23 protein-coding genes, 1 tRNA gene and 2 pseudogenes are annotated in these 25,665 nt (G+C 70.0%); 18 read left to right on the plus strand and 8 right to left on the minus strand.

Annotated elements, in window-relative coordinates; all coding sequences use genetic code 11:
- Window position 1 precedes the first annotated feature (1 nt).
- Genes ACFYYW_RS25135 through ACFYYW_RS25145 form a run of 3 tightly spaced genes read left to right on the plus strand, consistent with a single transcriptional unit; the run spans window position 2 to window position 2,942 of the window.
- Complete coding sequence (locus ACFYYW_RS25135; protein WP_387651984.1) at window positions 2-1,297, plus strand: nucleotide sugar dehydrogenase; 1,296 nt, start codon at window positions 2-4, stop codon at window positions 1,295-1,297.
- Window positions 1,294-2,244 (plus strand): NAD-dependent epimerase/dehydratase family protein, encoded by a 951-nt coding sequence (locus ACFYYW_RS25140; protein WP_387651987.1) that lies wholly within the window; start codon window positions 1,294-1,296, stop codon window positions 2,242-2,244. Before ACFYYW_RS25135 ends, ACFYYW_RS25140 begins: the two co-directional genes overlap by 4 nt.
- A complete protein-coding gene (locus ACFYYW_RS25145) occupies window positions 2,241-2,942 on the plus strand; it encodes a hypothetical protein (protein WP_352322476.1) in 702 nt (233 codons plus the stop codon). Before ACFYYW_RS25140 ends, ACFYYW_RS25145 begins: the two co-directional genes overlap by 4 nt.
- Window positions 2,943-3,002: 60 nt before the next feature.
- Here ACFYYW_RS25145 and ACFYYW_RS25150 read toward each other — a convergent pair whose 3' ends face one another.
- From ACFYYW_RS25150 to ACFYYW_RS25165, 4 genes are all read right to left on the minus strand, one after another.
- On the minus strand, window positions 3,003-4,049 hold the full coding sequence (locus ACFYYW_RS25150) for a 2-oxoacid:ferredoxin oxidoreductase subunit beta (RefSeq protein ID WP_352322477.1): 1,047 nt from the start codon (window positions 4,047-4,049) through the stop codon (window positions 3,003-3,005).
- Window positions 4,042-5,886, minus strand: a complete 1,845-nt coding sequence (locus ACFYYW_RS25155; protein ID WP_387651991.1) for a 2-oxoacid:acceptor oxidoreductase subunit alpha — start codon at window positions 5,884-5,886, stop codon at window positions 4,042-4,044. Before ACFYYW_RS25155 ends, ACFYYW_RS25150 begins: the two co-directional genes overlap by 8 nt.
- A gap of 120 nt (window positions 5,887-6,006) precedes the next feature.
- On the minus strand, window positions 6,007-6,096 hold the full coding sequence (locus ACFYYW_RS25160; protein WP_352322479.1) for a putative leader peptide: 90 nt from the start codon (window positions 6,094-6,096) through the stop codon (window positions 6,007-6,009).
- A 33-nt stretch (window positions 6,097-6,129) separates the two neighbouring features.
- Window positions 6,130-7,614, minus strand: a complete 1,485-nt coding sequence (locus ACFYYW_RS25165) for a polysaccharide deacetylase family protein (RefSeq protein ID WP_387651994.1) — start codon at window positions 7,612-7,614, stop codon at window positions 6,130-6,132.
- An 85-nt stretch (window positions 7,615-7,699) separates the two neighbouring features.
- On the opposite strand from ACFYYW_RS25165, the gene ACFYYW_RS25170 reads away from it, so the two are divergent.
- The 6 genes from ACFYYW_RS25170 to ACFYYW_RS25195 all read left to right on the plus strand — a co-directional run bounded on the left by ACFYYW_RS25170 (window position 7,700) and on the right by ACFYYW_RS25195 (window position 12,360).
- On the plus strand, window positions 7,700-8,071 hold the full coding sequence (locus tag ACFYYW_RS25170) for an NADH-quinone oxidoreductase subunit A (RefSeq protein WP_387651997.1): 372 nt from the start codon (window positions 7,700-7,702) through the stop codon (window positions 8,069-8,071).
- A gap of 44 nt (window positions 8,072-8,115) precedes the next feature.
- A complete protein-coding gene (locus ACFYYW_RS25175; protein WP_387652000.1) occupies window positions 8,116-9,261 on the plus strand; it encodes a M48 family metallopeptidase in 1,146 nt (381 codons plus the stop codon).
- An 86-nt stretch (window positions 9,262-9,347) separates the two neighbouring features.
- Window positions 9,348-9,863 (plus strand): NADH-quinone oxidoreductase subunit B, encoded by a 516-nt coding sequence (locus ACFYYW_RS25180; protein WP_387652039.1) that lies wholly within the window; start codon window positions 9,348-9,350, stop codon window positions 9,861-9,863.
- Window positions 9,860-10,402 (plus strand): NADH-quinone oxidoreductase subunit C, encoded by a 543-nt coding sequence (locus tag ACFYYW_RS25185; RefSeq protein WP_352322483.1) that lies wholly within the window; start codon window positions 9,860-9,862, stop codon window positions 10,400-10,402. The genes ACFYYW_RS25180 and ACFYYW_RS25185 overlap by 4 nt, the downstream gene beginning before the upstream one ends.
- A complete protein-coding gene (gene nuoH, locus ACFYYW_RS25190; RefSeq protein ID WP_387652003.1) occupies window positions 10,395-11,336 on the plus strand; it encodes an NADH-quinone oxidoreductase subunit NuoH in 942 nt (313 codons plus the stop codon). The genes ACFYYW_RS25185 and nuoH overlap by 8 nt, the downstream gene beginning before the upstream one ends.
- 163 nt (window positions 11,337-11,499) lie before the next feature.
- The gene (locus tag ACFYYW_RS25195; RefSeq protein WP_387652006.1) at window positions 11,500-12,360 is read left to right on the plus strand and encodes a hypothetical protein; all 861 of its coding nucleotides are present in this window, start codon (window positions 11,500-11,502) and stop codon (window positions 12,358-12,360) included.
- Between the two features lie 204 nt (window positions 12,361-12,564).
- Here ACFYYW_RS25195 and ACFYYW_RS25200 read toward each other — a convergent pair whose 3' ends face one another.
- Window positions 12,565-13,818: a protein kinase gene (locus ACFYYW_RS25200; RefSeq protein ID WP_387652009.1), complete on the minus strand. Its 1,254-nt coding sequence runs from the start codon at window positions 13,816-13,818 to the stop codon at window positions 12,565-12,567.
- Between the two features lie 315 nt (window positions 13,819-14,133).
- Between ACFYYW_RS25200 and ACFYYW_RS25205 the strand changes: the two genes are divergently transcribed.
- From ACFYYW_RS25205 to htpX, 7 genes and pseudogenes are all read left to right on the plus strand, one after another.
- A complete protein-coding gene (locus ACFYYW_RS25205; protein ID WP_387652042.1) occupies window positions 14,134-15,624 on the plus strand; it encodes a 4Fe-4S binding protein in 1,491 nt (496 codons plus the stop codon).
- Entirely contained in the window at window positions 15,621-16,181 is a 561-nt protein-coding gene (locus tag ACFYYW_RS25210) for an NADH-quinone oxidoreductase subunit J (RefSeq protein ID WP_352322488.1), read from the plus strand. The genes ACFYYW_RS25205 and ACFYYW_RS25210 overlap by 4 nt, the downstream gene beginning before the upstream one ends.
- Window positions 16,181-16,462: pseudogene (nuoK, locus tag ACFYYW_RS25215) on the plus strand (NADH-quinone oxidoreductase subunit NuoK); the annotation flags it as partial. The gene ACFYYW_RS25210 and the pseudogene nuoK, both read left to right, overlap by 1 nt.
- 167 nt (window positions 16,463-16,629) lie before the next feature.
- Window positions 16,630-18,573, plus strand: coding sequence for an NADH-quinone oxidoreductase subunit L (locus ACFYYW_RS25220; protein ID WP_387652012.1), 1,944 nt, complete (start codon window positions 16,630-16,632; stop codon window positions 18,571-18,573).
- Window positions 18,570-20,195, plus strand: coding sequence for a NuoM family protein (locus tag ACFYYW_RS25225; RefSeq protein ID WP_387652014.1), 1,626 nt, complete (start codon window positions 18,570-18,572; stop codon window positions 20,193-20,195). The genes ACFYYW_RS25220 and ACFYYW_RS25225 overlap by 4 nt, the downstream gene beginning before the upstream one ends.
- Window positions 20,192-21,766, plus strand: coding sequence for an NADH-quinone oxidoreductase subunit N (locus ACFYYW_RS25230; RefSeq protein ID WP_387652017.1), 1,575 nt, complete (start codon window positions 20,192-20,194; stop codon window positions 21,764-21,766). The genes ACFYYW_RS25225 and ACFYYW_RS25230 overlap by 4 nt, the downstream gene beginning before the upstream one ends.
- 178 nt (window positions 21,767-21,944) lie before the next feature.
- Entirely contained in the window at window positions 21,945-22,796 is an 852-nt protein-coding gene (gene htpX, locus ACFYYW_RS25235) for a zinc metalloprotease HtpX (RefSeq protein ID WP_352322492.1), read from the plus strand.
- A 151-nt stretch (window positions 22,797-22,947) separates the two neighbouring features.
- Here the strand turns inward: htpX and ACFYYW_RS25240 are convergent, their stop codons facing one another.
- Window positions 22,948-23,418, minus strand: coding sequence for an NUDIX domain-containing protein (locus ACFYYW_RS25240; protein WP_352322493.1), 471 nt, complete (start codon window positions 23,416-23,418; stop codon window positions 22,948-22,950).
- Window positions 23,419-23,520: 102 nt separating this feature from the next.
- On the minus strand, window positions 23,521-24,009 hold the full coding sequence (locus ACFYYW_RS25245) for a YajQ family cyclic di-GMP-binding protein (RefSeq protein ID WP_387652021.1): 489 nt from the start codon (window positions 24,007-24,009) through the stop codon (window positions 23,521-23,523).
- 228 nt (window positions 24,010-24,237) lie between these two features.
- Here ACFYYW_RS25245 and ACFYYW_RS25250 point away from each other — a divergent pair, with 228 nt between their 5' ends.
- Together ACFYYW_RS25250 and ACFYYW_RS25255 are read left to right on the plus strand one after the other, a co-directional pair.
- Window positions 24,238-24,918, plus strand: a complete 681-nt coding sequence (locus ACFYYW_RS25250; RefSeq protein ID WP_387652024.1) for a sulfotransferase family protein — start codon at window positions 24,238-24,240, stop codon at window positions 24,916-24,918.
- An 87-nt stretch (window positions 24,919-25,005) separates the two neighbouring features.
- Window positions 25,006-25,087: transfer RNA gene (locus ACFYYW_RS25255), tRNA-Tyr, on the plus strand.
- 77 nt (window positions 25,088-25,164) lie between these two features.
- On the opposite strand, the pseudogene ACFYYW_RS25260 reads toward ACFYYW_RS25255, so the two are convergent.
- Window positions 25,165-25,389 (minus strand): annotated as a pseudogene (locus ACFYYW_RS25260) (hypothetical protein); the annotation flags it as partial.
- Between the last annotated feature and the right edge of the window lie 276 nt (window positions 25,390-25,665).

Raw genomic sequence — 25,665 nt, forward strand, 5'->3', positions numbered from 1 at the left:
AATGCCGAAGACAGTCGGCGTGATCGGCATGGGCTACGTCGGCCTGACGCTGACCGCCGCCCTGGCCCGCAAGGGTTACACCGTGTACGGCGTGGACAACAGCCCGCACGTGGTCGAGGCGCTGTCCGGCGGCCGGATCCACGTGTACGAGCCAGGGGTCGAAGAGGCCTTCGCCGAGCACCTGGGCAGCTCCATCTTCATCTCCGACCAGCTCCCCGAGCAGCGGCTCGACGCGGCGATCCTGTCCGTCTCCACCCCGGTGGACCTGTCCACGGGCCGGCCGGACCTGCGCAACCTGGCCGCCGCCGCCGAGCACGTCGCCGAGCGTCCGGAGACGCTGGTCGTCGTCCGCAGCACCGTGCCGGTCGGCACCAGCAGGAAGGTCGTGCTGCCTCCGCTCACCGCCCGCTGGGGCGGCGCGAAGGTCGTCATGGCGCCCGAGCGCACCATCCAGGGCCAAGCGCTGCGCGAGCTGGTCGAACTGCCCCAGGTGATCGGCGGGCTCGACGAGGAGAGCCTGCGGGCCGGCATCGAGGTCTTCCAGGGCCTCGCCGACCAGATCGTGCCCGTCTCCAGCCTGGAGACCGCCGAGATGGTCAAGCTGTCCAACAACTGCCACACCGACCTGATCTACGCCTTCGGCAACGAGATCGCGCTCATCGCCGAGCAGCACGGCCTGGACCCCCTGGAGGTGATCAGGGCGACCAACCTCGACTACCCGCGGCCCGACCTGGCCAAGCCCGGGTACGTCGGCGGCGGCTGCCTGTCGAAGGACCCGTACATCATGATCGCCAGCACGTCGCGGAGCCCGTACCTGGTGGGGCAGGCGCGCAAGCTCAACGAGCGGCTGCCCGCGCACGTCGCCGAGCGCGTGGTCGAGCTGGTCCGCGAGGCGTTCGGCCGCACCGAGGGGGTCACGCTGTCCGTGCTCGGCTGGGCCTACAAGGGCTGGCCGGCCACCGACGACATGCGCGGCACCCCCGTCGCCGACATGGTGCCGGTCTTCCGCGCCGCCGGGCTCACCGTCCTCGGCCACGACCCGATGGTCACCGACCAGGTCATCCGCGAGTACGGCGGCGAACCCGTCAGCCTGGACAAGGCGTTCAGCGACGCCGACGCCATGATCGTCATCAACGACCACCCCGACTACCGGGCGCTGGAGATCGGCGGCAGGCTCGCCGGATCGAGGCTGCGGGTGGTGTTCGACTCCTGGCGCATCCTCGACGAGGCCGCCGTCGTGCGGAGCGGCGTGCGCTACGCCGGCATCGGCTACACCGCCAAGGAGGTCGTGGCGTGAGGACACTGCTGCTGGGCGGCGCCGGATTCATCGGGCTGCACCTGGCCCGCCGGCTGCTCGCCGACGGCCACGACGTCACCGTCGTGGACGACTTCTCCCGCGGCCGCCGCGACGACGCGCTCACCGGCCTGGACGTCGAGGTGCGCTCGGCCGACCTCACCGACCCGGCCGCGTACGCCGCGATCGAGCACGGCTGGGACCAGATCTACATGCTGGCCGCGGTCGTCGGCGTTCGCAACGTCGAGAAGGACCCGGCCAAGGTGATCAGGGTCAACACGCTGGCCCTGATGCACCTGCTCGACTGGCTGAGCCCCGGCGACCGGCTGTTCTTCGCCTCCACCAGCGAGGCGTACGCGGGGGCCGTCACCACGGGCCTGGCCCCCGTGCCGACGCCGGAGAGCGTCCCGCTGGTGATCGAGGACGTCGGCTCGCCGCGGTACACGTACGCGATCAGCAAGCTGCTCGGCGAGGCCGCGGTGCTGCACACCGCGCGCGCCAAGGGCTTCGAGGCCGTCATCGGGCGCTTCCACAACGTCTACGGCCCGCGTATGGGCGCCGACCACGTGATCCCCGAGCTGTCACTGCGGGCCGCCCGCGGCGAGAACCCCTTCACGCTGTACGGCGCCGACCAGAGCCGTGCCTTCTGCTACGTGGACGACGCCGTGGAGGCCGTGGTCAGCCTCATGGACACGCCCAAGGCCTTCGGGCAGATCGTGCACATCGGCAACGACACCGAGACCAACATCGGCGACCTGGCCGAGCTCGTCCTGAGCGTGGCGGGCGTCAGTCCGGAAAGGCACGACGTGCCCGCCCCCGCGGGATCCGTCGCGCGCCGCTGCCCCGACCTCACGCTGCTGCGCGAGCTGACCGGGTACGAGCCCCGCGTCGGCCTGGAGGAGGGCGTGCGCAAGACGTTCACCTGGTATCAGGAATCGTGGAGACCATGACGCAACTGCCTATCGCGTTCTACTACGGGGCGGGGCACCTCGACCGGCTGTCCAGGTTCGACAAGGTCGTCCTTCAGGCCGAGGAGAACTACTACAGCACGCAGGAACTGAGCCTGCTGCGCGAGCGCGGGGTGCAGACGCTCGGCTACCTGTCGCTGACCGAGGACGTCGGGCCGCCCGCCCCCTGGCAGCGGCAGGAGCGCAACCCCGACTGGGGCGGCGCCTTCGTCCACTGCGGCGACCCGCGCTGGGTGGCGCACGTCGTGGAGCAGGCCAGAGCGGCCATCGCCCGCGGCTTCGACGGCCTGTTCCTCGACACGCTGAACATCGAGTTCAACTACCCCGAGGACCTGCCCCACCTGCTCTACCTGATCGCCGCGATCAGGGAGGAGGCCCAGCCGGACTACATGCTGGCCAACCGGGGGTTCGGGCTGCTGCCGCAGCTCACCGGGCTGGTGGACGGCATCCTGTTCGAGTCGTTCTCCGCCCGCTGGGTGGACACGGACTCGTACGCGCCGTGGCCCGACGACGTGCTGGAGACGCACGCGGAGGTGGCCGAGCGGCTGCTCGGCCACGACGTGGACCTCTACGCCCTCGACTACGCCGAGGACGAGGAGCTGACCGACTTCGCCTACCGCAGGGCGCGCGAGTTCGGGATGTTGTGCTTCGTCACCGATCGCGTGCTGTCGAAGATCTGAGACGCCGCCGCCCGACGGACGGCGGCGTCTCCCTTCTGCACCGGTCTGCTACGCCTGGCGTCAGCCGATGCGCCAGGTGTCGCCGCCCAGCAGCAGCTCGCTCAGGTCGCCGGGGCCCTTCTGCGCCACGGCCTCCTCCAGCTGGTCGGCCATGAGCACGTCGTAGGCCGGGCGGTCGACCTGGCGGAAGATGCCGATCGGCACGTGCTCGAAGGCCGGCTCGTCGAGCCTGCTGAGGGCGAAGGCCACCGACGGGTCGGGGTTGTGGGCGTCGTGCACGAGGATCTGCTCCTCGCTCACGCCGTCCCTGGCGACGACCTCGATGCCGCCGTTCGCGCCGCGCACGACGGCCTTGGACGCGCTCACGATCGGCTGGCCGTGCTCCAGGCGCAGCGTGATGTCGTCGCGGACCGCCGGGTCCTTGAGCTGCTCGAAGGCGTTGTCGTTGAAGATGTTGCAGTTCTGGTAGATCTCCACCAGCGACGTGCCGCGGTGGGCCGTGGCCTCGCGCAGCACCGACTGCAGGTGCTTGCGGTCGGAGTCGATCGTGCGGGCCACGAACGACGCCTCGGCGCCGATGGCCAGCGAGATCGGGTTGAACGGCTTGTCCAGCGAGCCCATCGGGGTCGACTTGGTGATCTTGCCGACCTCGGAGGTGGGCGAGTACTGGCCCTTGGTCAGACCGTAGATCCTGTTGTTGAACAGCAGGATGTTCAGGTTGACGTTGCGGCGCAGCGCGTGGATCAGGTGGTTGCCGCCGATCGACAGCGCGTCGCCGTCACCGGTGATCACCCACACCGACAGGTCCGGCCGCGAGGCGGCCAGGCCGGTCGCGATCGCGGGCGCGCGGCCGTGGATCGAGTGGAAGCCGTAGGTGTTGAGGTAGTACGGGAAGCGCGAGGAGCAGCCGATGCCGGAGACGAACACGATGTTCTCGCGCCGCAGCCCCAGCTCGGGCAGGAAGCTCTGCACCGCGGCCAGGATCGCGTAGTCGCCGCAACCCGGGCACCAGCGCACCTCCTGGTCGGACTTGAAGTCCTTCAGCCCCTGCTTGACGTCGGTCTTGGGAACCAGGCTCAGGCCCTTCCCGTTCACCAGCTCAGTCACTGTCGATCACGTCCTGAATGACTCCGGCCAGCTCCTCGGCCTTGAACGGGAGCCCGCGCACGCGGTTGTAGCTGATCACGTCGACGAGGTAGCGGGCCCGCAGCAGCAGCGCGAGCTGGCCGAGGTTGATCTCGGGCAGCAGCACCTTGTCGTAGCTCTTGAGCACCTCGCCGGTGTTGGCCGGCAGCGGGTTGAGGTGGCGCAGGTGCGCCTGGGCGACCTTGCCGCCCTCGCGCCTGATGCGCCGCACGGCCGCCGCGATCGGCCCGTACGTCGAGCCCCAGCCGATGACCAGGACCTTGGCGTCGCCGTCGGGGTCGTCGACCGCGAGGTCGGGCACGTCGACCCCGGCGATCTTGGCGGCCCGGGTGCGGACCATCAGGTCGTGGTTGTCCGGGTCGTAGGAGATGTTGCCGGTGCCGTCGGCCTTTTCGATGCCGCCGATGCGGTGTTCGAGGCCGGGGGTGCCGGGGATGGCCCAGGGGCGGGCCAGCGTCTCGGTGTCGCGCTTGAAGGGCAGGAACTCGCCGCCCTCACCGTTGGGCTCGGTCGTGAATTCCTGCGAAATGTCGGGCAAGTCGGAAACTTCGGGCAGGCGCCACGGCTCCGAGCCGTTGGCCAGGTAGCCGTCCGAGAGCAACATGACCGGCGTGCGGTACTTGACCGCGATGCGGGCCGCCTCGACGGCCGCGTCGAAGCAGTCGCTCGGCGACAGCGGCGCGACGATCGGCACCGGCGACTCGCCGTTGCGGCCGAACATGGCCATCAGCAGGTCGGTCTGCTCGGTCTTGGTCGGCATGCCCGTGCTGGGACCGGCGCGCTGGACGTCAACGATGATCAACGGCAGCTCGGTGGTGACCGCGAGGCCGACCGTCTCCGCCTTCAGCGCCACGCCGGGGCCGGAGGTGGTGGTCACGCCCAGCGCCCCGCCGAACGCGGCGCCCAGCGCCGCGCCGACGCCCGCGATCTCGTCCTCCGCCTGGAAGGTGCGGATGCCGAACCGCTTGTGCTTGGACAACTCGTGCAGGATGTCGCTGGCCGGCGTGATCGGGTACGAGCCCAGGAACAACGGCAGCTTCGACTGCACGCTGGCCGCGATCAGCCCGTAGGCCAGAGCCTGGTTCCCGGAGATGTTGCGATAGACGCCGGGAGCCAGCCTGGCCGGCTTGACCTCGTAGGAGACAGAGAACGACTCGGTCGTCTCGCCGTAGTTCCAGCCCGCCTGGAAGGCCGCGATGTTCGCCTTGGCGATGTCGGGCTTCTTGGCGAACTTCTGCTGCAGGAACGAGATCGTCTGCTCGGTCGGCCGGTGGTAGAGCCACGACAGCAGGCCGAGGGCGAACATGTTCTTGGCGCGCTCGGCGTCCTTCTTCGAGATCTCGAAGCCTTCGAGCGCCTTGACCGTCAGCGAGGTCAGCGGCACCGCGTGCACGCGCCACTCGCTCAGGGAGTCGTCCTCCAGCGGGTTGGCCGCGTAGCCGACCTTCTGCAGGTTGCGCTTGGAGAACTCGTCGGTGTTGGCGATGATGTCGGCGCCGCGCGGCAGGTCGCCCAGGTTGGCCTTCAGCGCCGCCGGGTTCATGGCCACCAGCACGTTGGGCGCGTCGCCGGGCGTCAGGATGTCGTGGTCGGCGAAGTGGAGCTGGAAGCTCGACACGCCGGGCAGGGTTCCTGCGGGGGCGCGGATCTCGGCGGGGAAGTTGGGCAGCGTCGACAGGTCGTTGCCGAACTCCGCCGTCCCCGCGGTGAAGCGGTCGCCGGTGAGCTGCATGCCGTCGCCGGAGTCGCCGGCGAACCTGATGATCACGCGGTCGAGTTGCTGGACCTGCTTCGTCACAGCTCAGTCCTCCTCGACGCGCCAAGGCGCGGTTGCGTTGGGCGCGTTCTCTGTTTCCATGCTAGATCCTCGGAAGGTCACGCGTTTGCCAGCCGCGAAAGCGGGTAACGCGGTCGGAAGTCAGGGTGAGGCGGGAGAACGACGACACAGCCCTGACGCGAGCCTGCAGAGGTCTACATGCAGGCGTGCGAAGAGGACGGTTCGGGTCACGAGCGCCAATGATACGTCCCCCCAACACGTGTGCTACGTCAGGGGCTGCTTACGCGACTGCTGGTTCCCCGACTCGTACAGGCGTCCGGCGCGCATCGCTGCGGAGCCGTACAACTCTGGAACGGTCACGAAGGTGTAACCCTTCCCGCTGAGTTCTTTCAGGATGCCCGGAATCGCGTCGATCGACTCGGGGTTGGTGTCGTGCATCAGGATGATCGCGCCCGGATGCGCCTTGCGCACGACGCGGTCGGTGATCTCCGACGCCGTCGCGCCGGGCTCGTCCCTGGAGTTCACGTCCCAGCCGACCAGCGACAGTCCCAGGTCGCGGGCGACGTCGCGCACGTCCTTGCTGATCGCGCCGTAGGGCGGGCGGGCCAGCGTGGGCTCCTGCCCGATCGCCGCCCGGACGGCGTCGTCGGTACGCCGGAAGGAGTCGGCGATCTTGCTGGTGGCCTGCTTCGACAGGTCCCGGTGCGACCAGGAGTGGTTGCCGACCAGGTGACCCTCCGCGCTCATCCGGCGCAGCAGGCCCGGCTGCGCGACGGCGTTCGTCCCGACGGCGAAGAACGTGGCCCGCGCCTTGCCGGCGGCCAGCAGGTCGAGCAGCCGCCCGGTCCGCGGCCCGGGCCCGTCGTCGAACGTCAGCGCCACGCACTTGGTCCTGGCGCAGTTCACGCTGCCGGCCCGGTTGCTGGACGCCTCGGGGCTCGCCGTCGGCGCCGTCTTCGGCGTCGTCGTGGGCCCGGCCGGAGGGGCGCTGCGGGCGGCCTCCCGCACGCTCTCCTGCGCCCGGCGTCCCAGCTCCGACAGCAGCGGCGCGACCCGTCCCGCCTGGACGGCCACCGCGACCCGGCCGAGCGAGCACGGCCCGATCTGGCAGTCGTCGAACTCGACCACCAAGTCACCGCTCCGGTTGAAGGCCATGGAGTCGAACTGGCCGGGGTCGGCCCGCACGCCGTCCCGCTCGACCTGCGGCCCGCGTCCCTTGAGCTGCTCCTTGACCAGCGCCGCGAGCCGGTCCAGCGCCTGCGGCCCGCCGAGCAGCGCCGTGGACCCGCCCGCCTTGCCGGTACGCGGGTCGAACCAGAAGGTACGGGTGGAGTTGCCCCAGCTCGCGCCCAGGAACTCGCCGGTGCGCAGCCGTACCGCGACGGCCTCCGGGGAACGGGCGGCGAGCTGCCAGTCCACGTTCAGCTCGGGACGCGGGTAGTCGCCGTTGACGCTCTTGGCGGCCCGGAAGTCCCGCAGCTGCCGCTCGGCGTCCGCGCGCAGCGCGCGGTTCAGGCCCGGCGCGTCGGCCAGTTCGGGGTAGCTGATGTGCACGAATCTGCTGTGGTCGTCCTCGTTCGTGATGGTCGCGGTGGACAGGCCGACGACTGTCGCGGGGTCGACGAAGTCGATCGCGGTCGGCTCTGCCGGGACCACCACGTCCCGCTCGGGTGCGGCGGCGGCCAGCCCGCAGCCCCCGGCCGAGAGGGCCAGCAGAGCGATTCCAGCAAAGAATCGCGTTTGGTGCATGTCTGTCAGGGTATGTGGGGGATCTTACCTTTTGCCCCGTCTTGGGGTTATGGGGTCTGAGGTTTGACTGGGTTACGATCACGTCATGGAGGGCTACTTCGGGTCCTACGTGCTGGTCGCCGTGCTGTTCGCGATCGGTGTCGCCATCGTCGCCGGGGCCCTCACGGTCAACCGGCTCCTGCGGCCCACCAGGCCGACCCCCGAGAAGCTGACCACGTACGAATGCGGCGTCGACCCCGTGGGCGACGGCTGGGCGCAGTCGCAGGTCCGCTACTACGTCTTCACCTACCTCTACGTCGTCTTCGCCGTCGACGCCGTCTTCCTCTTCCCGTGGGCCACCGTCTTCGACGCGCCCGGCTACGGGCTGACGACCCTGGTGGAGATGTTCGTGTTCCTCGGCTTCATCGCCCTCGGCATCCTGTACGCCTGGCGCAAACGCGTCCTCAGCTGGACGTAGATCGCTCTTGACGTTCTCGTGCCGTCTCGGCACATTTGTCTGCCATGTCGAGCACCGGCAAGGGATGGGCGGCGCGCCGGCAGGCGGCCGTCGTCCACGGCCTCCACCGTGACGTGATGCGAGCCGCCCGCGAGGGTGACGCCGCTCGGGCGGGCGGATCGGCCGGGGTCGCGCGGGCCGCCGGTTACGCGCTCGCCGCGCTGGTCCATCTGCTCCCGTTCGCCTTCCTCGTCCTCGGCGGCTACCTGGTGACCAGGTTCACCATCCTCAGCGTGCCCTTCGGGGTGATCGCGCTCGACGTCGCCTGGTTGCTGCGTCCCCGCGTCGAACGCGTCCCGGGCGGCGCCGAGACCCTCACCCGGAAGAACGCCCCGCGCCTGTACGAGCTGATCGACCGGATCGGCGACGAGGTCGGCGCGCCGCGCACCGACCTCGTCGTGCTCAGCGGCGCCGCGAACGCCGCGTTCACCACGTACGGCTGGCGTCGGCGCCGTCTGGTGGAGATCGGCTACCCCCTCTGGATGCTGCTGACCCCGGCCGAACGCGTGTCGGTGATCGCCCACGAGATGGCCCACTCGCGCAACGGCGACGCCAGGCACGGGCTCGTCGTGGGCGGCGCGTTGTACTCGCTGGACGAGCTGCGGGAGGTGACCCGGTTCTGCTGGCAGCCGGGCGACGGCCTGTCCCGGCTGGCCGCCGAATGCCTGCTCGCGGTCGTCGGGCTGCCGGTGCGGGGGCTCATCGTCGTCCTGGAGCTGCTGGTCTACCGGTCGTCGCAGCGGGCCGAGTACCGGGCCGACGCCATCCAGGCCCGCGTGGGCGGGACCGAGGCGGCACTCTCCCTGATGGATGCCCTGAGAACCCGGGTCGTGCCCGCCGACCATTTCCTGATGACGCAGACCCTCGCGGTGGGCCGGCAGGACCTGTGGGCGGAACTGCGGGCCCACGTCGCCGGCATCTCGGAGGCGGAGGTCGAACGGCTGTGCGTGGAGACCGGGCTGGACGAACTACGGGTCGACAGGACGCACCCGCCCACGCACCTGCGGAAGGAGCACCTGGCCGCGCTCCCGTACGCGGAGGCGCGGGTGCGGGCGCAGGCCATGGAGGAGATCGAGGAGGAGCTGGCGACGCCGGCCGAACGCGTGGCGCGCGGCCTCAAGGAAGACGCCCAGTCGGCTCTGTACCGCTGAGGACGCCGCCGGGCGCCGTGGGCGCGTCCTTTGCCTGACCTGCGATTCGCGCAAGAATGGGCGACATGGCAGCAACGGATCTCCCGATGCCCACCGTCGGACCTGTCTCCAGGCTCGCGCCCAAACCCATGCGGTTCGTGCTCAACTGGGGGCGGCGCTATTCGCTGTGGGTGTTCAACTTCGGGCTGGCCTGCTGCGCCATCGAGTTCATCGCGACCTCCATGAGCAGGCACGACTTCATCCGGTTCGGGGTCATCCCGTTCGCCAACGGCCCTCGTCAGGCCGACCTGATGATCGTCTCCGGCACGGTCACCGACAAGATGGCCCCGGCCGTGAAGCGCCTCTACGAGCAGATGCCCGACCCCAAGTACGTGATCTCGTTCGGCGCCTGCTCCAACACCGGCGGCCCCTACTGGGACTCCTACTGCGTGACCAACGGCGTCGACCAGATCATCCCCGTCGACGTCTACGTGCCCGGCTGCCCTCCCCGTCCCGAGGCGCTGCTCTACGGGATCATGAAGCTCCAGGAGAAGATCGCGGGGGAGAAGCTCAGCGACCGCTACGTCTGGTCCCGCTCCCACGGCTCCGAGGACCAGGCGTGAACGCCGCCGTCGCCGCCCGCTTCGGCGAGCGCGCCGAGATCAGCGAGTCCTACGGCGAGACCACGGTCGACGTCGCCCCCGCCGACTGGATCGAACTGCTGACCTTCGCGCGCGACGACCTCGGCCACGCCTTCTTCGACTGGCTGACCGGCGTGGACGAGCCGCCCGACGCCTTCGTCGTCGTCGCCCACGTCTACAACCTGGACACCCGCGCGCGGCTGCTGCTGCGCACCCGGGTGCCGCGCGCCGACCCGCGCCTGCCGTCCGCCGTCGGGGTCTACCGGGGGGCGAACTGGTACGAGCGCGAGACGTACGAGATGTTCGGGGTGATCTTCGAGGACCACCCGTACCTGGTGCCGCTGCTCCTGCCCGACGGCTTCGAGGGCCATCCGCTGCGCAAGGACTTCGTGCTGGCCGCCCGCGTGGCCAAGCCGTGGCCCGGCGCCAAGGAGCCGGGCGAGTCAGGGCACGGCGCCCCGAGCCGCCGCAAGACGCTTCCGCCCGGAGTACCGGCCGATTGGGGTCCGCCTGATGCTTGAAGTGGTGCTGAGCTTCGTCGTCATCCTCGTCGTGTTCCTGGTGCTGCCGCTGATCGTCGGCCAGACCGAGCACAAGGTCATGGCCCACATGCAGTCGAGGCTCGGCCCCATGTACGCCGGCGGCTTCCACGGCTGGGCGCAGCTCATCGCCGACGGCGTGAAGTTCATGCAGAAGGAGGACGTCATCCCGGCCGCGGCCGACCGCCGCGTCTTCATGATCGCGCCGGGCGTGGCGCTGGTCCCGTACCTGGTCGTGCTGATCGTCATTCCGCTCGACCGCGGCCTGGTCGCCGTCGACCTCGATCTCGGGCTGTTCTTCGTGCTCGCCGTCATGGGCGTCGGGGTGCTCGGCGCGATCATGGCGGGGTGGTCGTCGGCCAACAAGTATTCGGTGCTCGGCGGCATGCGGGCGGCGGCCCAGCTCATGTCGTACGAGCTGCCGCTGGTGCTGGCGGCCTCGTCCGTGGCGATGGCGGCGGGCACGCTGTCGATGCCCGGCATCGTGGAGGCGTGGCAGTGGTGGTGGCTGCCCTGGCAGGCGATCGGCGGCGTGGTGTTCTTCGTGGCGGGGCTGGCCGAGCTGCGGCGTCCGCCGTTCGACATGCCGATCGCCGAGTCCGAGATCATCATGGGCCCGATGACCGAGTACACCGGCATGCGTTTCGCCCTGTTCATGCTCTCCGAGTACGCCGGGATCGTCGTCCTGTCCTTCCTGACCACCGTGCTCTTCCTGGGCGGCTGGCACGGGCCGTTCCTCCCCGGCTGGATCTGGACGCTGATCAAGGTCTTCGCGCTGGCGTTCGTGGTCATCTGGCTGCGCGTCACCTATCCGCGGCTGCGTGAGGACCAGCTCCAGAAGCTGGCCTGGGCCGGTCTGGTGCCGCTGGCGCTCGTGCAGCTCGCGCTCACCGGAGTGGTGAAGGTCCTCGTCTGAGTTTCGCGCCGGCGGAAACTTTACGTCGCCTTTATCCGTCATACCCGGCATAGGGGGCCCCGGATGAAGGGGACGATTCGTGAACGCGCAAATCCTGCCCGTCGCGGGTGCGATGAAAGGCGCCCGCTGCCCGAAAGTCAGCCTCACCTCCGACGGCCGCACCGTGACCGTCACCGACAGAGCCAGGGGCCGTTCCACGACCCTGACGCCCGCGTCGCTCTACCGTTACGACTATTCGACAGACGGTTCCGGAAAGAGGTCGCGGTTCCTGAAAGGGGTCGCCGCCCTCGACCCTGACGGGCTCGTCCTGCTGGACCTGCCCGGCGACTGGCACCCACCCCACCTGCGGGACTTCGCCGCCAAGGCCCGCCTCCCGCTCCGGGACGGCCGGGACGACAGCTCTGCACGGGCGCGCCGGATCCTCGCCGCCCGCGCCCCCGGCTGGGAACGCATCCGCGGAATCCCGGCGCCGCGGACGGGCCGATGGAACCTGGCGCTGGGGGTGTGCGCGGGAATCACCGGGCTGGCGTTGATGGTGTATCTCGGGGCCGCCGGAATGTGGGGCGCCTGGCGCGGCTTCTCGACCTTCGGACATTTCCTGACGGACCTGATCCACGCCAAATGGCTGATGGTGGCTTTCAGTCCCGCGTTGCTCGTCGTGCGGCCTGTGCTGGGCGGGATACACCGATGGCAGGAGAAGCGTGGCCTTGTCGTGGGGCCGCCTGGAGGGCCGTATCTGCGGATGAAGTCGTCCCGGAGGTTGTCGGTGTACCGCCCTTCGGGGGTCATCACCGAAGTTCCGGTCGAACCGGGCAGCAGCCTCCTCCGGTACCGCCACGACGACCTGTGCGGCGTCTTCCTCCTCGACCCCGCGGGCAACCCCCTGCTCCACCTGCCCGGCCGCTGGCCCCCGGCTTCTCTCCACCGCTTCACCGAACGCCACGGGCTGGGGCTGGCGATGCACCGGATCTCCCGAGAGGAATACCTGACCCTCACCACCCACTCCCCCCAAGCCTGCCCCTGACCCCCTCCTCGCCGCCCTCGAAGGGTCTCCCTCACCTCCACCGTTCCTGCCCCTTGGGCGGGGGTGCCCGCTTTCGCCGTACGACGCTTCGGGGTGGGGTGACTCGCTGCGATCCCTGGTCACCAGGGGCGGCCGGTGAGTGGTGGTCACCTGGCTGCGGCTGGTTGTGCGGTGGTTGCCCGCCTGTACGGGGGTGGCCGGCGGTCAGTGGACGATCGCGACCATCACGTCCGACGCCGACGGGCGCTCCTGGGGGCGTTTGTTCAGGCATGCCCCCACCACACCGCGCAAGGCGGGCGGCAACGGTGACAGGTCAGGATGAAACGTGAGCACCCGGTTGAAGACGGCAGGCACGGTGTCCTCCCCGAACGCCGGACGTCCGGTGGCCGCGAACATCATCGTCACCGCCCAGCTGAACACGTCGGACGCCGGCCCCACAGGCTCCCCGGTCAGCTGCTCAGGCGACATGTACGGCGGCGTCCCCACCATCTTCCCGGACGTCATGGTCATCCGATCGAGCGCCCGGGCGATCCCGAAGTCGATCACCCGCGGCCCGTCGTGCCCGATCAGGACGTTGCTCGGCTTGAAGTCACGATGCACCACCCCGGCCTTGTGGATGGCCGCCAGCGCTCCGGCTGTGGATAACGCGAGCCTCGTCAGGCCGTCCTCGTCACGGGGGCCGTGGCGCCGTACGAGTTGCTCCAGCGACGGCCCCTCCACGTATTCGGAGACGATGTACGCGTGCTGCCCGTTGATGTTCACATCGAGCACCCGGGCTGTGGAGAACGTGGCGACGCGCCGAGCCGCGTCCACCTCCCGCGCGAACCGGGTGCGGGCCGTCTCGTCGACCAGGTCGTGCAGCACCTTGACCGCCACCCGCGCCCCGTTGGGCGCCATGGCCAGGTAGACCGCGCCCTGCCCGCCGCGCCCGAGCTGGTGCAGCACCCGGTAGTGCCCGATCCACTCCGGCTGCCCGCGATGTTGCTGATGGGTGGGGGCCGTGGTCCGTTGATGCAGGTCGGCGGGCCGGTGTTGCGGTGTGGGCGTCTGCGCCGGCGCATGCATGGGCGCCTGCGTGCGCGCGGGGGCCTGCGCGTGCACAGGGGCCTGCGCGTGCGGCGGCGGTCGGTGGCGAGCCCGCGCCATCACCGGCACCAGGACGGCCGAATGGGCGACCCCGCCGATCCAGGCGATCACGAACCCGAACGAGATCAGGGTGGACATCGGCTCGGGGATGTTGTCGAAGTCGTCGTACAGCATGATGGCGATGACGAACGAGCCGATCAGGACCAGGTAGACGCAGGCTCCGATGGCCTGCCAGGTGCTGCGCAGCCAGAATGCCGCGAACCCGATCGTGAACGGGGTCGCCAGCCCGCACGAGATGAGGGCCAGGCTGGCCCACCCGATGGCGGCCGCCCACGCCCCGCTGCTGGGACGGACCGGATGGCTGTACGGCATGGCCGAGAGACTATCGCCATGCAGTCGCTCATATCGGACAGTCACCCAGCCTGTGGATAACTTCCACAGAACCTGTGGACAGCTGTGGAAAAACTGGGGACAACGGTCTTGGCTCATTCACCTCCGCCGCCAAGTACGTCATGATGTTGAACCATGGCGCGGATACCGGGAGTCGGACTGGCGAAAGGGCTGTCCATCACTCTTCGCCACATGCTGCGCAAATCCGTCACCCAGCAGTATCCCGAGGTCAAGCCGGCTCTTCCGCCGCGCAGTCGAGGCGTTATCGCCCTCGTTGAGGAAAATTGCACCTCTTGCATGCTCTGTGCCCGAGAGTGCCCCGACTGGTGCATCTACATCGACTCCCACAAGGAGACGATCCCGGCCCCGGAGGGCGGGCGTCCCCGCCAGCGCAACGTGCTCGACCGGTTCGCCATCGACTTCGCGCTGTGCATGTACTGCGGCATCTGCATCGAGGTCTGCCCCTTCGACGCGCTCTTCTGGTCTCCGGAGTTCGAGTACGCCGAGGGTGACATCCGGAACCTTCTTCACGAGAAGGACAAGCTGGCGTCCTGGACCCAGACCGTCCCGCCGCCGCCCGCCCACGATCCCGGCGCCGAGCCTCCCAAGGAGCTCACGGCGGCCCCTCGCCGTCCCGCGGCCCGTACCGGAACGACCCGCCCCGGAGCGGCGCCGGAAGCACCCGGCCCCGCCGGAGCCGCCCGCCGCGCCCCGCGAGAGCGGGACCGGGAGAGCGCCACGAGCGAAGCAGCGTCAACGGGCCCTCGGGAGGGCGCCACGGGCGAAGCAGCGTCAACGGCGCCTAGGGAAACGGGCACAGCTCGCCCGGGTGCCGGCCCGCGGGGCGAGCGTGCCCTCAGGGGAGCGACGGGCGTCCCGGGCGAGGGCGTGACCGAGCCAGGAGCCGCGCCCCCGGGAAGCGGAGAGCCGGGAGCGGCTGCCTCCGGTGCGAACGCCGGCGCCGGCTCCGAGACCGGCGCCGCATCGGCGCTCGGCCCCGACTCCGCCGTCAGCGCAACCCCCGGCGCTGAAGCGGCGCGCCGCCCCGAAGGTGGGGAAGGCGTCCCTGCCCCCGAGGGTGACGCCGGACGGATGGGCGCAATTCCGCCTTCAGGGCGCACCGACGCGGGCCCGTCGGTCGTCGAAGAGCGCGCCGGCGCGGACCGGGAAGAGCGGGCAGGCGAGAAGGCCGGCTCCGCGGAAGCGCCCGCGGCCGCTCCCGGCGAAGGCCCGGCCGCGCCCCCTGCGGGCCGCCGCGAGCGTACGCGCAGGCCCATGTCGAACGTACGAGGCATCCGCCCTCCAGGCTCTCTCCCGCCCAGCCCGCAGGCGGCCGAACCGCCCGCCGATGCACAGGACGAAGAGCCGGAAGGCACTCGCCCGTCCGACACGAAGGCGCCGAAACCGTCAACAGCGGCAAGCCCGTCAGACGTGGCGGAAGGCGACGTTCCGCCCGCGGCGGAGGGCGCCGCGCCGCGCGTCCATGACGACGACGCCGCCGCTCCGGCGGGCGAGGCCCCCGTTCCGGCGGGCGAGGAGCCGAACCGCCCATCCGGCCAGGCCGGCCCAGCCTCGGACGAGCGCCCGCCGCGCACGCCTTCATCCACAGGCGAGCCGCCCTCGAACGGGTTTTCCACAGGCGCGGGTGAACCGGCTCCGGAACCCGGCCCGGACGAGCAGACTTCTTCCGCGAGCCCCCGCAGGCGCCGGATGGCGGACCCGAGGTCCATCCGACCGCCGGGGCGGCTCGGCCCTGACGACACAGAGGAGTCCGAGGAGGAGTCGTGACCGAGGCGGTGCCCTCCTACCTGTCACCCACCGGGCAAGAGATCGTCTTCTTGCTGCTGGGAGCGGTAGCGGTTGGATCGGCGCTGCTCGTCGTCACGACCCGGCAACTCGTCCACGCCGCCCTGTGGCTCGTGGTCTCCTTCGGCGCGCTCGCGGGCGGCTACCTGGTGCTGACCGCCGAGTTCGTGGCCTGGGTCCAGGTGCTCATCTACGTGGGCGCGGTGGTGGTCCTGATGTTGTTCGGCATCATGCTCACCCGTGCCCCGATCGGCCGTTCCGCCGACCTCGACAGCGGCAACCGGCCGGTGGCCGCCCTGGTGGCGGTGGCGACCGCCGCGGTCCTGGTCACGGTCGTGATCGACGGTTTCCGCACGGCGTACACCCCGCTCACACCGGGCCAGGGGGCGGCGAAGGAGCTGGGCGCCAGCGTCTTCGCCACCTGGGTGCTGCCGTTCGAGGCGCTGTCCGTGCTGCTGCTCGCCGCATTGATCGGAGCCATCGTGCTGTCCCGTACGGACATTCCCGGCTCGCCGCCCGATCAGACCGGGGGTCACTAGTGCACATCGTCTATCCGGCGGTCGTCTCCGCGCTGCTGTTCTCCGTGGGCGTCTACGGCGTGCTCGCCAGGCGCAACACGATCCTCGTGCTGATGTCGGTCGAGCTGATGCTCAATGCCGTCAACCTCAACCTGGTGGCGTTCGACGTGTGGCTGCGCGACCGGCTGCACAGCGGTCAGGTGCTCACCCTCTTCGTCATCGTCATCGCCGCCGCCGAGGTCGGCCTCGGCCTGGCGATCGTCCTGGCCCTCTACCGCAACCGCCGCACCGTCGACCTCGACCACCTCCGCGACCTGTCCGAGCCCACCGACGAACGCCCTGACCTGGTCCCGAGCTCCGCCTCCGCTGGCACCGGACCGCCCTCTCTCAACGACCACCATCCGGCCTCGCCGACCGGCCCGGGCCGGCCCCTCTCGGACGACCGCCCCGCCCGGCGAGGGGGCCAGCTGTGACGACGTTCCCGCTGCTGGCCGTGTTGCTGCCCGCCATCGCCGCCGCCACCGGCCTGCTGCTCTCCCGCTGGCCGCACGCCCGCCCCGCTGTCCAGGAACCCCCACCGGACAGAGCGCGGCTCGCGGCTGCCGAGAAGACCGCCGGCGAACGCGCCAACACCCGAGCCGCCTGGATCGCCGTCGTCCCGACCGCGGCGTCGGCCGTCCTGGCTCTGTGGCTGGCCTGGGGGCCGGGCTTCGCGTTCCTCGAAGGCGGCGTCCCCTCGGCGCCGGTGGGCCGCACGTACGGCTCGATCGTCACCGGCGGCGTCCCGATCTCGCTGACCCTGCTGGCCGACGACCTGTCGGCCGTCCTCGGCGTCCTGGTGACGCTGGTGGCGCTGGCCGTGCAGGTCTACTCGGTCGGCTACCTCAAGGACGATCCCCGCTACCCCTCCTACAGCGCGTTCATCAGCCTGTTCACCAGTGCCATGCTCCTGGTGGTCTACGCGGGCGACCTCCTGGTCCTCTACGTCGGCTGGGAGATCATGGGCCTGTGCTCCTACCTCCTCATCGGACACTGGTGGGAAGACCGGGGCAATTCGCGCGCGGCGGTCAAAGCGTTCCTCGTCACCCGGCTCGGCGACGTCGGCTTCCTGTTCGGCATCTTCGTCCTCGGCACGGCGGCGGGCAGCTTCCGCGTCGCCGACGTGCTGGCGAAGGTGCCCGACATGTCCGCGGCCACCCTGACGACGGCCACCATGCTGCTGCTGTGCGGCGTCGCCGGCAAGAGCGCCCAGGTGCCGCTGCACACCTGGCTCCCCGACGCCATGGCCGGCCCGACCCCGATCAGCGCGCTGATCCACGCCGCCACCATGGTCGCCGCCGGCATCTTCATCGTGGCCAGGCTCTATCCCGCCTTCCTCGCCGCCCGTCCCACGCTCGACGTCCTGGCCGTCATCGCGGCGGTCGGCATGCTGGGCGCCGCACTGGCCGCGTTCGCCCAGGACGACCTGAAACGCGTGCTCGCCTACTCCACGGTCAGCCAGCTCGCCTACATGGCCGGCGGCCTGGCCGCGGGCTCCGACCGGGCGGCCGTCTTCCACCTGGTGACCCACGGGGCGTTCAAGGCGCTGCTATTCCTGTGCGCGGGAGTGGTGATCCACCACGTCGGCTCCAACCTGATGACCCAGATGGGCGGGTTGCGGCGCGAGCTGCCGGTCACGTTCGTGACGATGACGGTGGGGTTCGCCGCCCTGATGGGCCTCCCGCCGGCCAGCGGTTTCTTCAGCAAGGACGGCGTCCTGGCGGCCATGGACGGCGCGCTGTCCGGCGGCGGCCTGACGGACGCCGCCGCCCTGCTCCTGTACGGCTGCGCCCTCGCGACCGTCGCCGTCACCGGCGCGTACGCCACCAGAGCCTGGCTCCGTACGTTCTTCGGGCCGTCGCACGTGGTGGCGCTCCCCGAGCCCGAGCCCGGCACGGCCCACGTCGTCGACGTCACCGAGGCTCCCAAGACCATGCTCGTGCCCGTCGTGCTTCTGGCGGTCCCCGCCCTGCTGCTGGGCTTCGCCGGGCAGCCGCACGTCGACCTGGCGGTGGCCGCGATCAGCGTCGTGCTCGCCCTGCTCGGCGCGGGTGTCGTCTACGCCGTCTGGCGCGGCGATCCCGTCACCGACCCGGCCCGCCTGCTCGGCCCTCTACGGGTGCCCTGCGAGCGCGCCTTCTACGTCGACGACGTCTACGCGGCGCTGTTCGTCCGCCCGATCGCGGCCCTGGCCCGGCTGGTCGTCAGAACGGACGACGTGGTCGTGGACGGCGCCGTCCGCGGGTCGGGCCGCACCGCCCGCGGCCTGTCCGGATGGCTGCGCCTGGCCCAGAACGGCAACGTCCAGCTCTATGTCAGCGGCGTTCTCGCAGGCGTGATCCTGATCGCGGTGGGGGCGGTGATGCTCACATGACGGGCTGGCTGTCGGTCGCACTGCTCGCCGTGCCCCTGCTCGGCGCGCTTCTGCTGCTCCTCGCCCCCGGCGCGCTCCGTCCGGCCCTGCGCACGTACGGCCTGATCGTCTCGGGGGTCACGCTGGCGCTGGCCCTGATCATGGCGGCCACGTTCGACCACGGGCGGCCGACGAGCCTGCAGTTCGCGATCGACCAGCCGTGGATCCCCGGTCTGGGGCTCCGCTTCCACCTGGGCGTCGACGGCATCTCCCTGCCGCTGATCGTGCTCACCGCGCTGTTGACGTTCCTCTGCTTCGGCTACCTGTCCTGGGGGCGGCCCAGCACGCCGAGCCGGTTCCTGGGGAACAGGCCGAGGGCGCTGGTGTTCACGCTGCTGGTGCTCGAAGTCGGCATGATCGGCACGTTCCTCGCCCTCGACCTGCTGCTCTTCTTCGTCTTCTTCGAGATCGTGCTGATCCCGATGTACTTCCTGATCGGCATCTGGGGCGGCGCAGGGCGCCGGACGGCGTCGTTCAAGTTCATCCTGTACACGCTGCTCGGCTCGGTCGTGATGCTCCTCGGCCTGCTGCTCGTCTGGGCACGCACCGGCACGCTCGACATGGCCGAGCTGGCCGCGGCCCACGGCGCGGGCATGTCCAGGTCCGTGCAGATCCTGGCGTTCGTGGCGATCGGTGTGGGCCTGGCGGTCAAGACGCCGATGTGGCCCCTGCACACCTGGCTGCCCGACGCCCACACCGAGGCCCCGACCGTCGGCTCCGTGCTGCTGGCCGGAGTGCTGCTGAAGATGGGCACGTACGGCTTCGCCAGGATCGCCATCCCCGTCCTCCCCGAGGGAGCGACCGCGGTGGCGCCGTGGCTCGGGGCGTTCGCCGTGGCCGGCATCGTCTACGGCGCCCTGGCCTGCCTGGCCCAGCGTGACCTCAAACGCATGATCGCCTACTCCTCCGTGGGCCACATGGGATTCGTCCTGCTCGGCTTCGCCACCCTGACCCCGGTCGGCGTCAACGGCGCCCTGTTCGCGAACGTCGCCCACGGCCTGATCACCGGCCTGCTGTTCTTCCTGGCCGGCGGGATCAAAGATCGCTACCACACGGCCGACATGCCGAGCCTCGGCGGCGGCCTGCTGGCCACGATGCCGCGCCTGGGATCGGTGCTTACGTTCGCCGCGATCGCCTCGCTCGGGCTGCCCGGCCTGGCCGGGTTCTGGGGGGAGATGCTGGCGCTGCTGGGGGCGTTCCAGCCGGCGAGCGGCCTGCCGCGTGCGCTCTTCCTCGCGTACATGGTGATCGGCGGCCTGGGGGCGGTCCTGACGGCCGCGTACTTCGTGCTCATGTTGTCCCGCGTCACCCACGGCCGACCGTCGGGAGCCGTGCGGCAACAGGAGGCCCCGGACGAGCGTCCCGTTGCGCCTCTCGGCTCGGCGGAGTCGCTCGCGGGGCAGCCGGCGACCGCGACGCTCGAAGCCGGGAACGCCACGCAGCGCATCGACGACCTCCGGTCCTACGAAGTGGCGGCGTGGACCCCGCTGGTGGTCCTGATCGTGCTCTTCGGGCTCTGGCCCGGTCTCCTGCTCTCCCTCACCACGCCGGTGGCGCAGACCCTGCTGGGAGCCCTGCCATGACTCAGCAGATCGACTACTTCGTCATCGCGCCGCCCTTGGCGTTGGCGGTCGTGGCCGGGCTCGTGCTGCTGCTCGACGTGTTCCTGCCTGTCGCGACGCGTACCCGCACCGCGCTCGGGCTGGTGACCCTGGCGGGGGTCGTCGTGGCCCTCGGGTTCGTGATCGCGCAGGCCGCGGGCGACACGTCCCGGGCGACGTTCTGCGTGCCGCCGGATCTCGCGACCGGGGGAGCGGGCACGCTCTGCTCGTTCGTCGCCGACCGGTTCACGACGGTCTTCGCCGGGCTGGTGCTCGTCGCGGCCCTGGTGGTCGTGCTGATGTCGATGACGGAGCTGGCCGGGGGCGGCATCCCGGCCGGTGAGTGGTACTTCCTGCTGCTGTGCACCCTCGTCGGCGCGGTGACCCTGCCGGCCTCCCGCGACCTGATCATGCTCGTGGTGGCGCTCGAACTGGTCTCGCTCCCGGTGTTCGCCCTCACCGCGCTCCGGCGCTACGACGGCCGCGCCTCCGAGGCAGCGGTCAAGCTCTTCGTCGTGTCGGTCGTGTCCACGGCCGTCATGCTGTTCGGCGTCTCCCTCCTGTACGGCGTCTCGGGGGCGGTCCATCTCTCCCGCGTGGCGGCCGTCCTGGGCGGCCGGATCCCGGCACCCGGAGCGGCGGCGGGCACGCACTCCACGGTCTTGGCGACGGCCCACGGGCTGCCCGCGGTCGTCACGGTGGGCGTCGTCCTCGTGGCGGCCGGATTCGCGTTCAAGATCGCCGCCGTGCCGTTCCACTCCTGGGCGGCGGACGTCTACCAGGGCGCGCCCGTCCCGGTGGCGGCCCTGCTGTCGGTCATCTCCAAGGCGGCCGGGTTCGCGGGGCTCATCCTGGTCCTGGTCACCGGGCTGGCCGGCCAGTCGTCCACCTGGGGGCCGGTGATCGCGGTCGTCTCGGCGCTGACCATGACGGTGGGCAACCTGCTCGCCATGCGTCAGCGGTCGGCCGTCCGCATGCTGGCCTGGTCCTCGGTCGCGCAGTCCGGCTACGTCCTGGCCCCGCTGGCGATCGCCGCCACGGCGGCCCCGTCCCAGGCCGCGTCCCAGGCCCCGTCCCAGGCCGCGACCGGCACATCCGTCGCGTACCTGGTCATCTACGCGGCCATGAACCTCGGCGCCTTCGCCGTCGTCATGCTCGTCTCCAGGGCCGCCCCGCGCAACGAGCTCGACGACTATCGCGGCCTGGTCCTCCGCAGCCCGGCGGCCGGCATCGCGCTGGCGTTCTGCCTGGTGTGCCTGGCGGGGCTGCCGCCGGGGCTGGCCGGCCTCTTCGCCAAGGTCTTCGTGTTCCGGACGATCGTCGAAGGCGGCCTCGGCTGGCTCGCGCTGGTCATGGCCGTCAACACCGTGATCGGCCTCTACTACTACGCCGCCTGGGTGGCCCGCCTCTTCGCCCCTGCCGGGGAGACGCGTCTGCGTGGCTCGTCGCCGTCTGCGTGGCTCGCCGTCGGCCTGGCCCTGGCCGTGGCGATCCTCTTCTCGGTCGCTCCGCAGCTCGTGCTGGACCTGACCTCCTTATCGGCCACGAGCTGACCGCAGGCCGGTCATGACGCCCGGCTGTCCCCACGCGGGCAGCCGGGCCGCAACCCGTCCTGCCCCGGCGAACAGGGGGTAAGTCGCGCTCCGCCCGCAGCTGAGCACGCCGGGGAACGATAGACCGGGTCGTCGTCGTTGGACGAGGTGAAACCCGGACCACGAAGGGGGGGAGACCTTGCACCACAACGGTCTGCGTACCGCCATCCTCCTGGGAGGTCTGTCCGCGTTCATCGTCGTGATGGGCGCGTGGCTGGGGGGTGGCACCGGCCTGCAGATCGCGCTCGTGCTGGCCCTGCTGAGCAACGGCGTCGCCTACTTCTTCTCCGACCGCATCGCGCTGTCGGCCATGCGGGCCAGGCCGGTCAGCGAGGTCGAGCACCCCACGCTCTACCGGATCGTCCGCGAGCTCTCCACCGAGGCGCGCCAGCCGATGCCGCGGCTCTACATCTCCCCGACGGTCCAGCCCAACGCCTTCGCGACCGGCCGCAGCCCACGGAAGGCCGCCGTGTGCGTCACGTACGGCCTGACCCAGCTGCTCGACGAGTCCGAGCTGCGCGGCGTGATCGGGCACGAGCTGTCCCACGTGTACAACCGGGACATCCTGGTCTCGTCCGTGGCCGGCGCGCTGGCCACGATGATCACGTGGCTCAGCTACGTCGCCGTCTTCTTCGGCGGTTCCGACGACGACGAGGGGCCCGGATTCTTGGGCGCCCTGCTGATGATGATCCTCGGGCCCGTGGCGGCCGGGATGGTCCAGATGGCGATCTCCCGCACCAGGGAGTTCCAGGCCGACGAGTCGGGCGCGCGGCTCACGGGCGACCCGCTGGCCCTGGCCTCGGCCCTTCGCAAGATCGAGATGGGGGCGCGCAGGTTGCCGCTTCCCGAGAACAGCCGCCTCACGTCGGCGTCCCACATGATGATCGCGAACCCGTTCAGCGGATCCGGCTTCGGCCGCCTCTTCTCGACGCATCCGCCCACGTCGGAGCGGGTGGCGAGGCTGGAGCGCATGGCCGGTTACCGCCGCTGACCTTCCCGGCCGGCGGGAGTGCGGGGGACACGTCCGCGCTGAAAGCGCCAGAGCCGCCGAAATCGACCGAGAGCCCCGAACGGGGCTCACCCGTCATATCGCTCTTCGGCGGACTTGCTGCAGCGATCAGGGCCTTCCAGCGACGTCGGGGCTACCCGGGTTCTCCGGCCGCCGTGATCCTTCGCAGGATGGCGGGCAGGTCCTCCGGGAAGAAGGTCTCCTCGGTGCTGTCGAGTTCCTCCGCGCTCCACCACCGATGCCCGGTCGTCGTCTCCTTCTCGATCTGCTCCATGTGCTCGAACGAGACGGCGGTGTCGTGCACCCGGATCGCGAAGAAGGTCTGGTCCTGTGTGATCGCATAATCGGACCAGCAGAACTCGATCGTGCTCGTCCCGTACGGCCCGGTGAATTCCGCCACCTCCCGCCGGATCCCGACCTCCTCGTACAACTCGCGCGCGGCGGCCTGCCGAAGCTCCTCCCCGGCCTCCGCCGCACCCCCGATGGTGAACCAGAACGGCTTGTCCGGCAGTTGCGGATCAAAGCCGTGCAGCAGCAGCACCCGGTCGTTCGCATCAAGGGGCAGGACGCGTGCCGTGAAGCGGCGCAGGGGGATCTTCGTCACGGTCGTCGAGCCTACGATGCCGGATTCGCCCGTTCCAACGCGAACGCAGGCCCGAGGCACAAGAAGGCGCGTACGCCGCCATGTGCCCCGGAGGCCGACCTGTTAGCGGTAGTTCACGAATTGCAGGGCGATGTCCAGATCCTTGCCCTTGAGCAGAGAAATGACGTCCTGCAGATCGTCCTTCTTCTTGGAACTGACCCGCAGCTCCTCGCCCTGGATCTGCGCCTTGATGCCCTTGGGGCCCTCGTCGCGGATCAGCTTGGAGATCTTCTTGGCGTTCTCCTGGTCGATGCCCTCCTTGAGGGTGACCAGCATGCGGTATTCCTTGCCCGACAGCCTGGGCTCGCCCGCGTCGAGGATCTTCAGCGAGAGCCCGCGCTTGACCACCTTGTCCTTGAACGCGTCGAGTGCGGCGTTGGCGCGCTCCTCGCTGTTCGCCTTGATCTCGATGTTGTCACCGGCCCAGCTGATGCTCGCCCCGGTGCCCTTGAAGTCGAAGCGGTGTCCGATCTCCTTGGCCGTCTGGTTCAGCGCGTTGTCGACCTCCTGACGGTCGATCTTGCTGACGATATCGAAAGATGAATCGGCCAAAACACCCATCCTCTCGGCTGTGAAAGCGTTATTCGGGATCCCGCCTCTCGGGCGTACACGAAACCGCTCCGTCGTACGCCGAATGCGCGGACCCAGCGAACGAGCCTAGCCAGCATCGGCCCGCTGTGCAGTCCACGTGGGCGCGAGGCGGCTTGATGCCGGATCCTTGGCGACGGATCATGCCTGTGGACCCACATTTCGCAGTTTCCGATCGTATTGGTAGGGATCATGCGAGTCATCGGAGCCGGCTTCGGCCGTACCGGAACCTTGTCCACGAAGACCGCGCTGGAACGTCTGGGCTTCGGCCCATGTCACCACATGACGGAGGTGCTCCAGAATCCCGTCCACATCCGCCGCTGGCTGGACCTCGCCGAAGGCCGTCCGGTCACCTGGGAAACCCTCATGTCGGGGTACGACTCCTGCGTCGACTGGCCGGCCGCCGCCTACTGGCGCGAACTCGCCCACCACTACACCGACGCCAAGGTCATCCTCACCGTCCGCGACCCGGAACGCTGGCTGGCCAGCATGAACGCCACCATCTTCAAACAGTCGGCCCGCGCCCGCACCTGGTCGGGCCGGACGATGGCCACCCTCTCCCGCCTCCTCGACACGGACTTCGCGGCATTCATCCGGATGACCCGGCTGGTCGTGAGCGAGCGCGTCTTCGGCGGCGGCATCCCCGACACCGAACTCGCCCTGAAGATCTTCACCGAACACGTGGAGGAGGTTAAAGCCACCATCCCCCAGGACCGCCTGCTGGTGTTCGAAGTCGCCCAGGGCTGGCAGCCACTGTGCGACTTCCTCGACGTACCCGTCCCGGACGAACCCTTCCCCCGAACCAACGACGCGGCAGGCTTCGACCAGCACGCACGCGGGATGGGACGCCTGATGTTCCGGCGCAGCCGGTGACCACGATCCGGCTGGGGACAAACTGGTGTCACGTACACCTCGGAAGTCCGCTATTCTTCTGTCTGTCGCCGCGAGAGCGGATGGCACGGCAGGTTGCCCGAGTGGCCAAAGGGAGCGGTCTGTAAAACCGTCGGCTCAGCCTACGCAAGTTCGAACCTTGCACCTGCCACATCAGCGGGGAGAGGCCCGTCACCAGCGGAAACGCGGTGACGGGCCTCTCGCTTTGTGTCCGGCTGTCCTTGGTCGTCAACGGCGCTCTACGGGCTCTCGCGACGGATCCGCGTCGGCGCTTTGTCGGCCTCTTGTCGAGGCTTCAGGGCCTCGCTGATCAGCTTTCGGTCGAAGTCGTCCCTGACCCACGATGCACTTCGCATAGACCCGTAGAAGCACGTTCATGCTGTGTCCTGCCCACTCAGCGACTTGGGGGGCGGCCGGAACGCCGGCGTTGAGCCACGTCGAGACGCAGGCGTTGCCGGCGAGTGCGGCCATAGCGAGGGTGGGGATGCTCTCTACCCGGTGGGTGTTGGCGTCGAACACCATCCGCACCGCGCGCACGCAGTTCTTGCGGGTACTTCCTCAGGGCGCACCAGAGCCTACAAGAAACCTGGACCGGTTCAGGGCCTAAGTCGCAGCGGTCCGCTGCACTGCCCTAGGAACTGTTCGAAGTTCGGATCATGTGGTTGAGGTGAGGAGTCTTAACCACATGATCGAGCCTCGGAGGTAGAGCCCGGCCTCGTAACTTTCCGA

Origin of the sequence: Nonomuraea sp. NPDC001831 (assembly GCF_042892035.1) — a bacterium.
Classification (GTDB): domain Bacteria; phylum Actinomycetota; class Actinomycetes; order Streptosporangiales; family Streptosporangiaceae; genus Nonomuraea.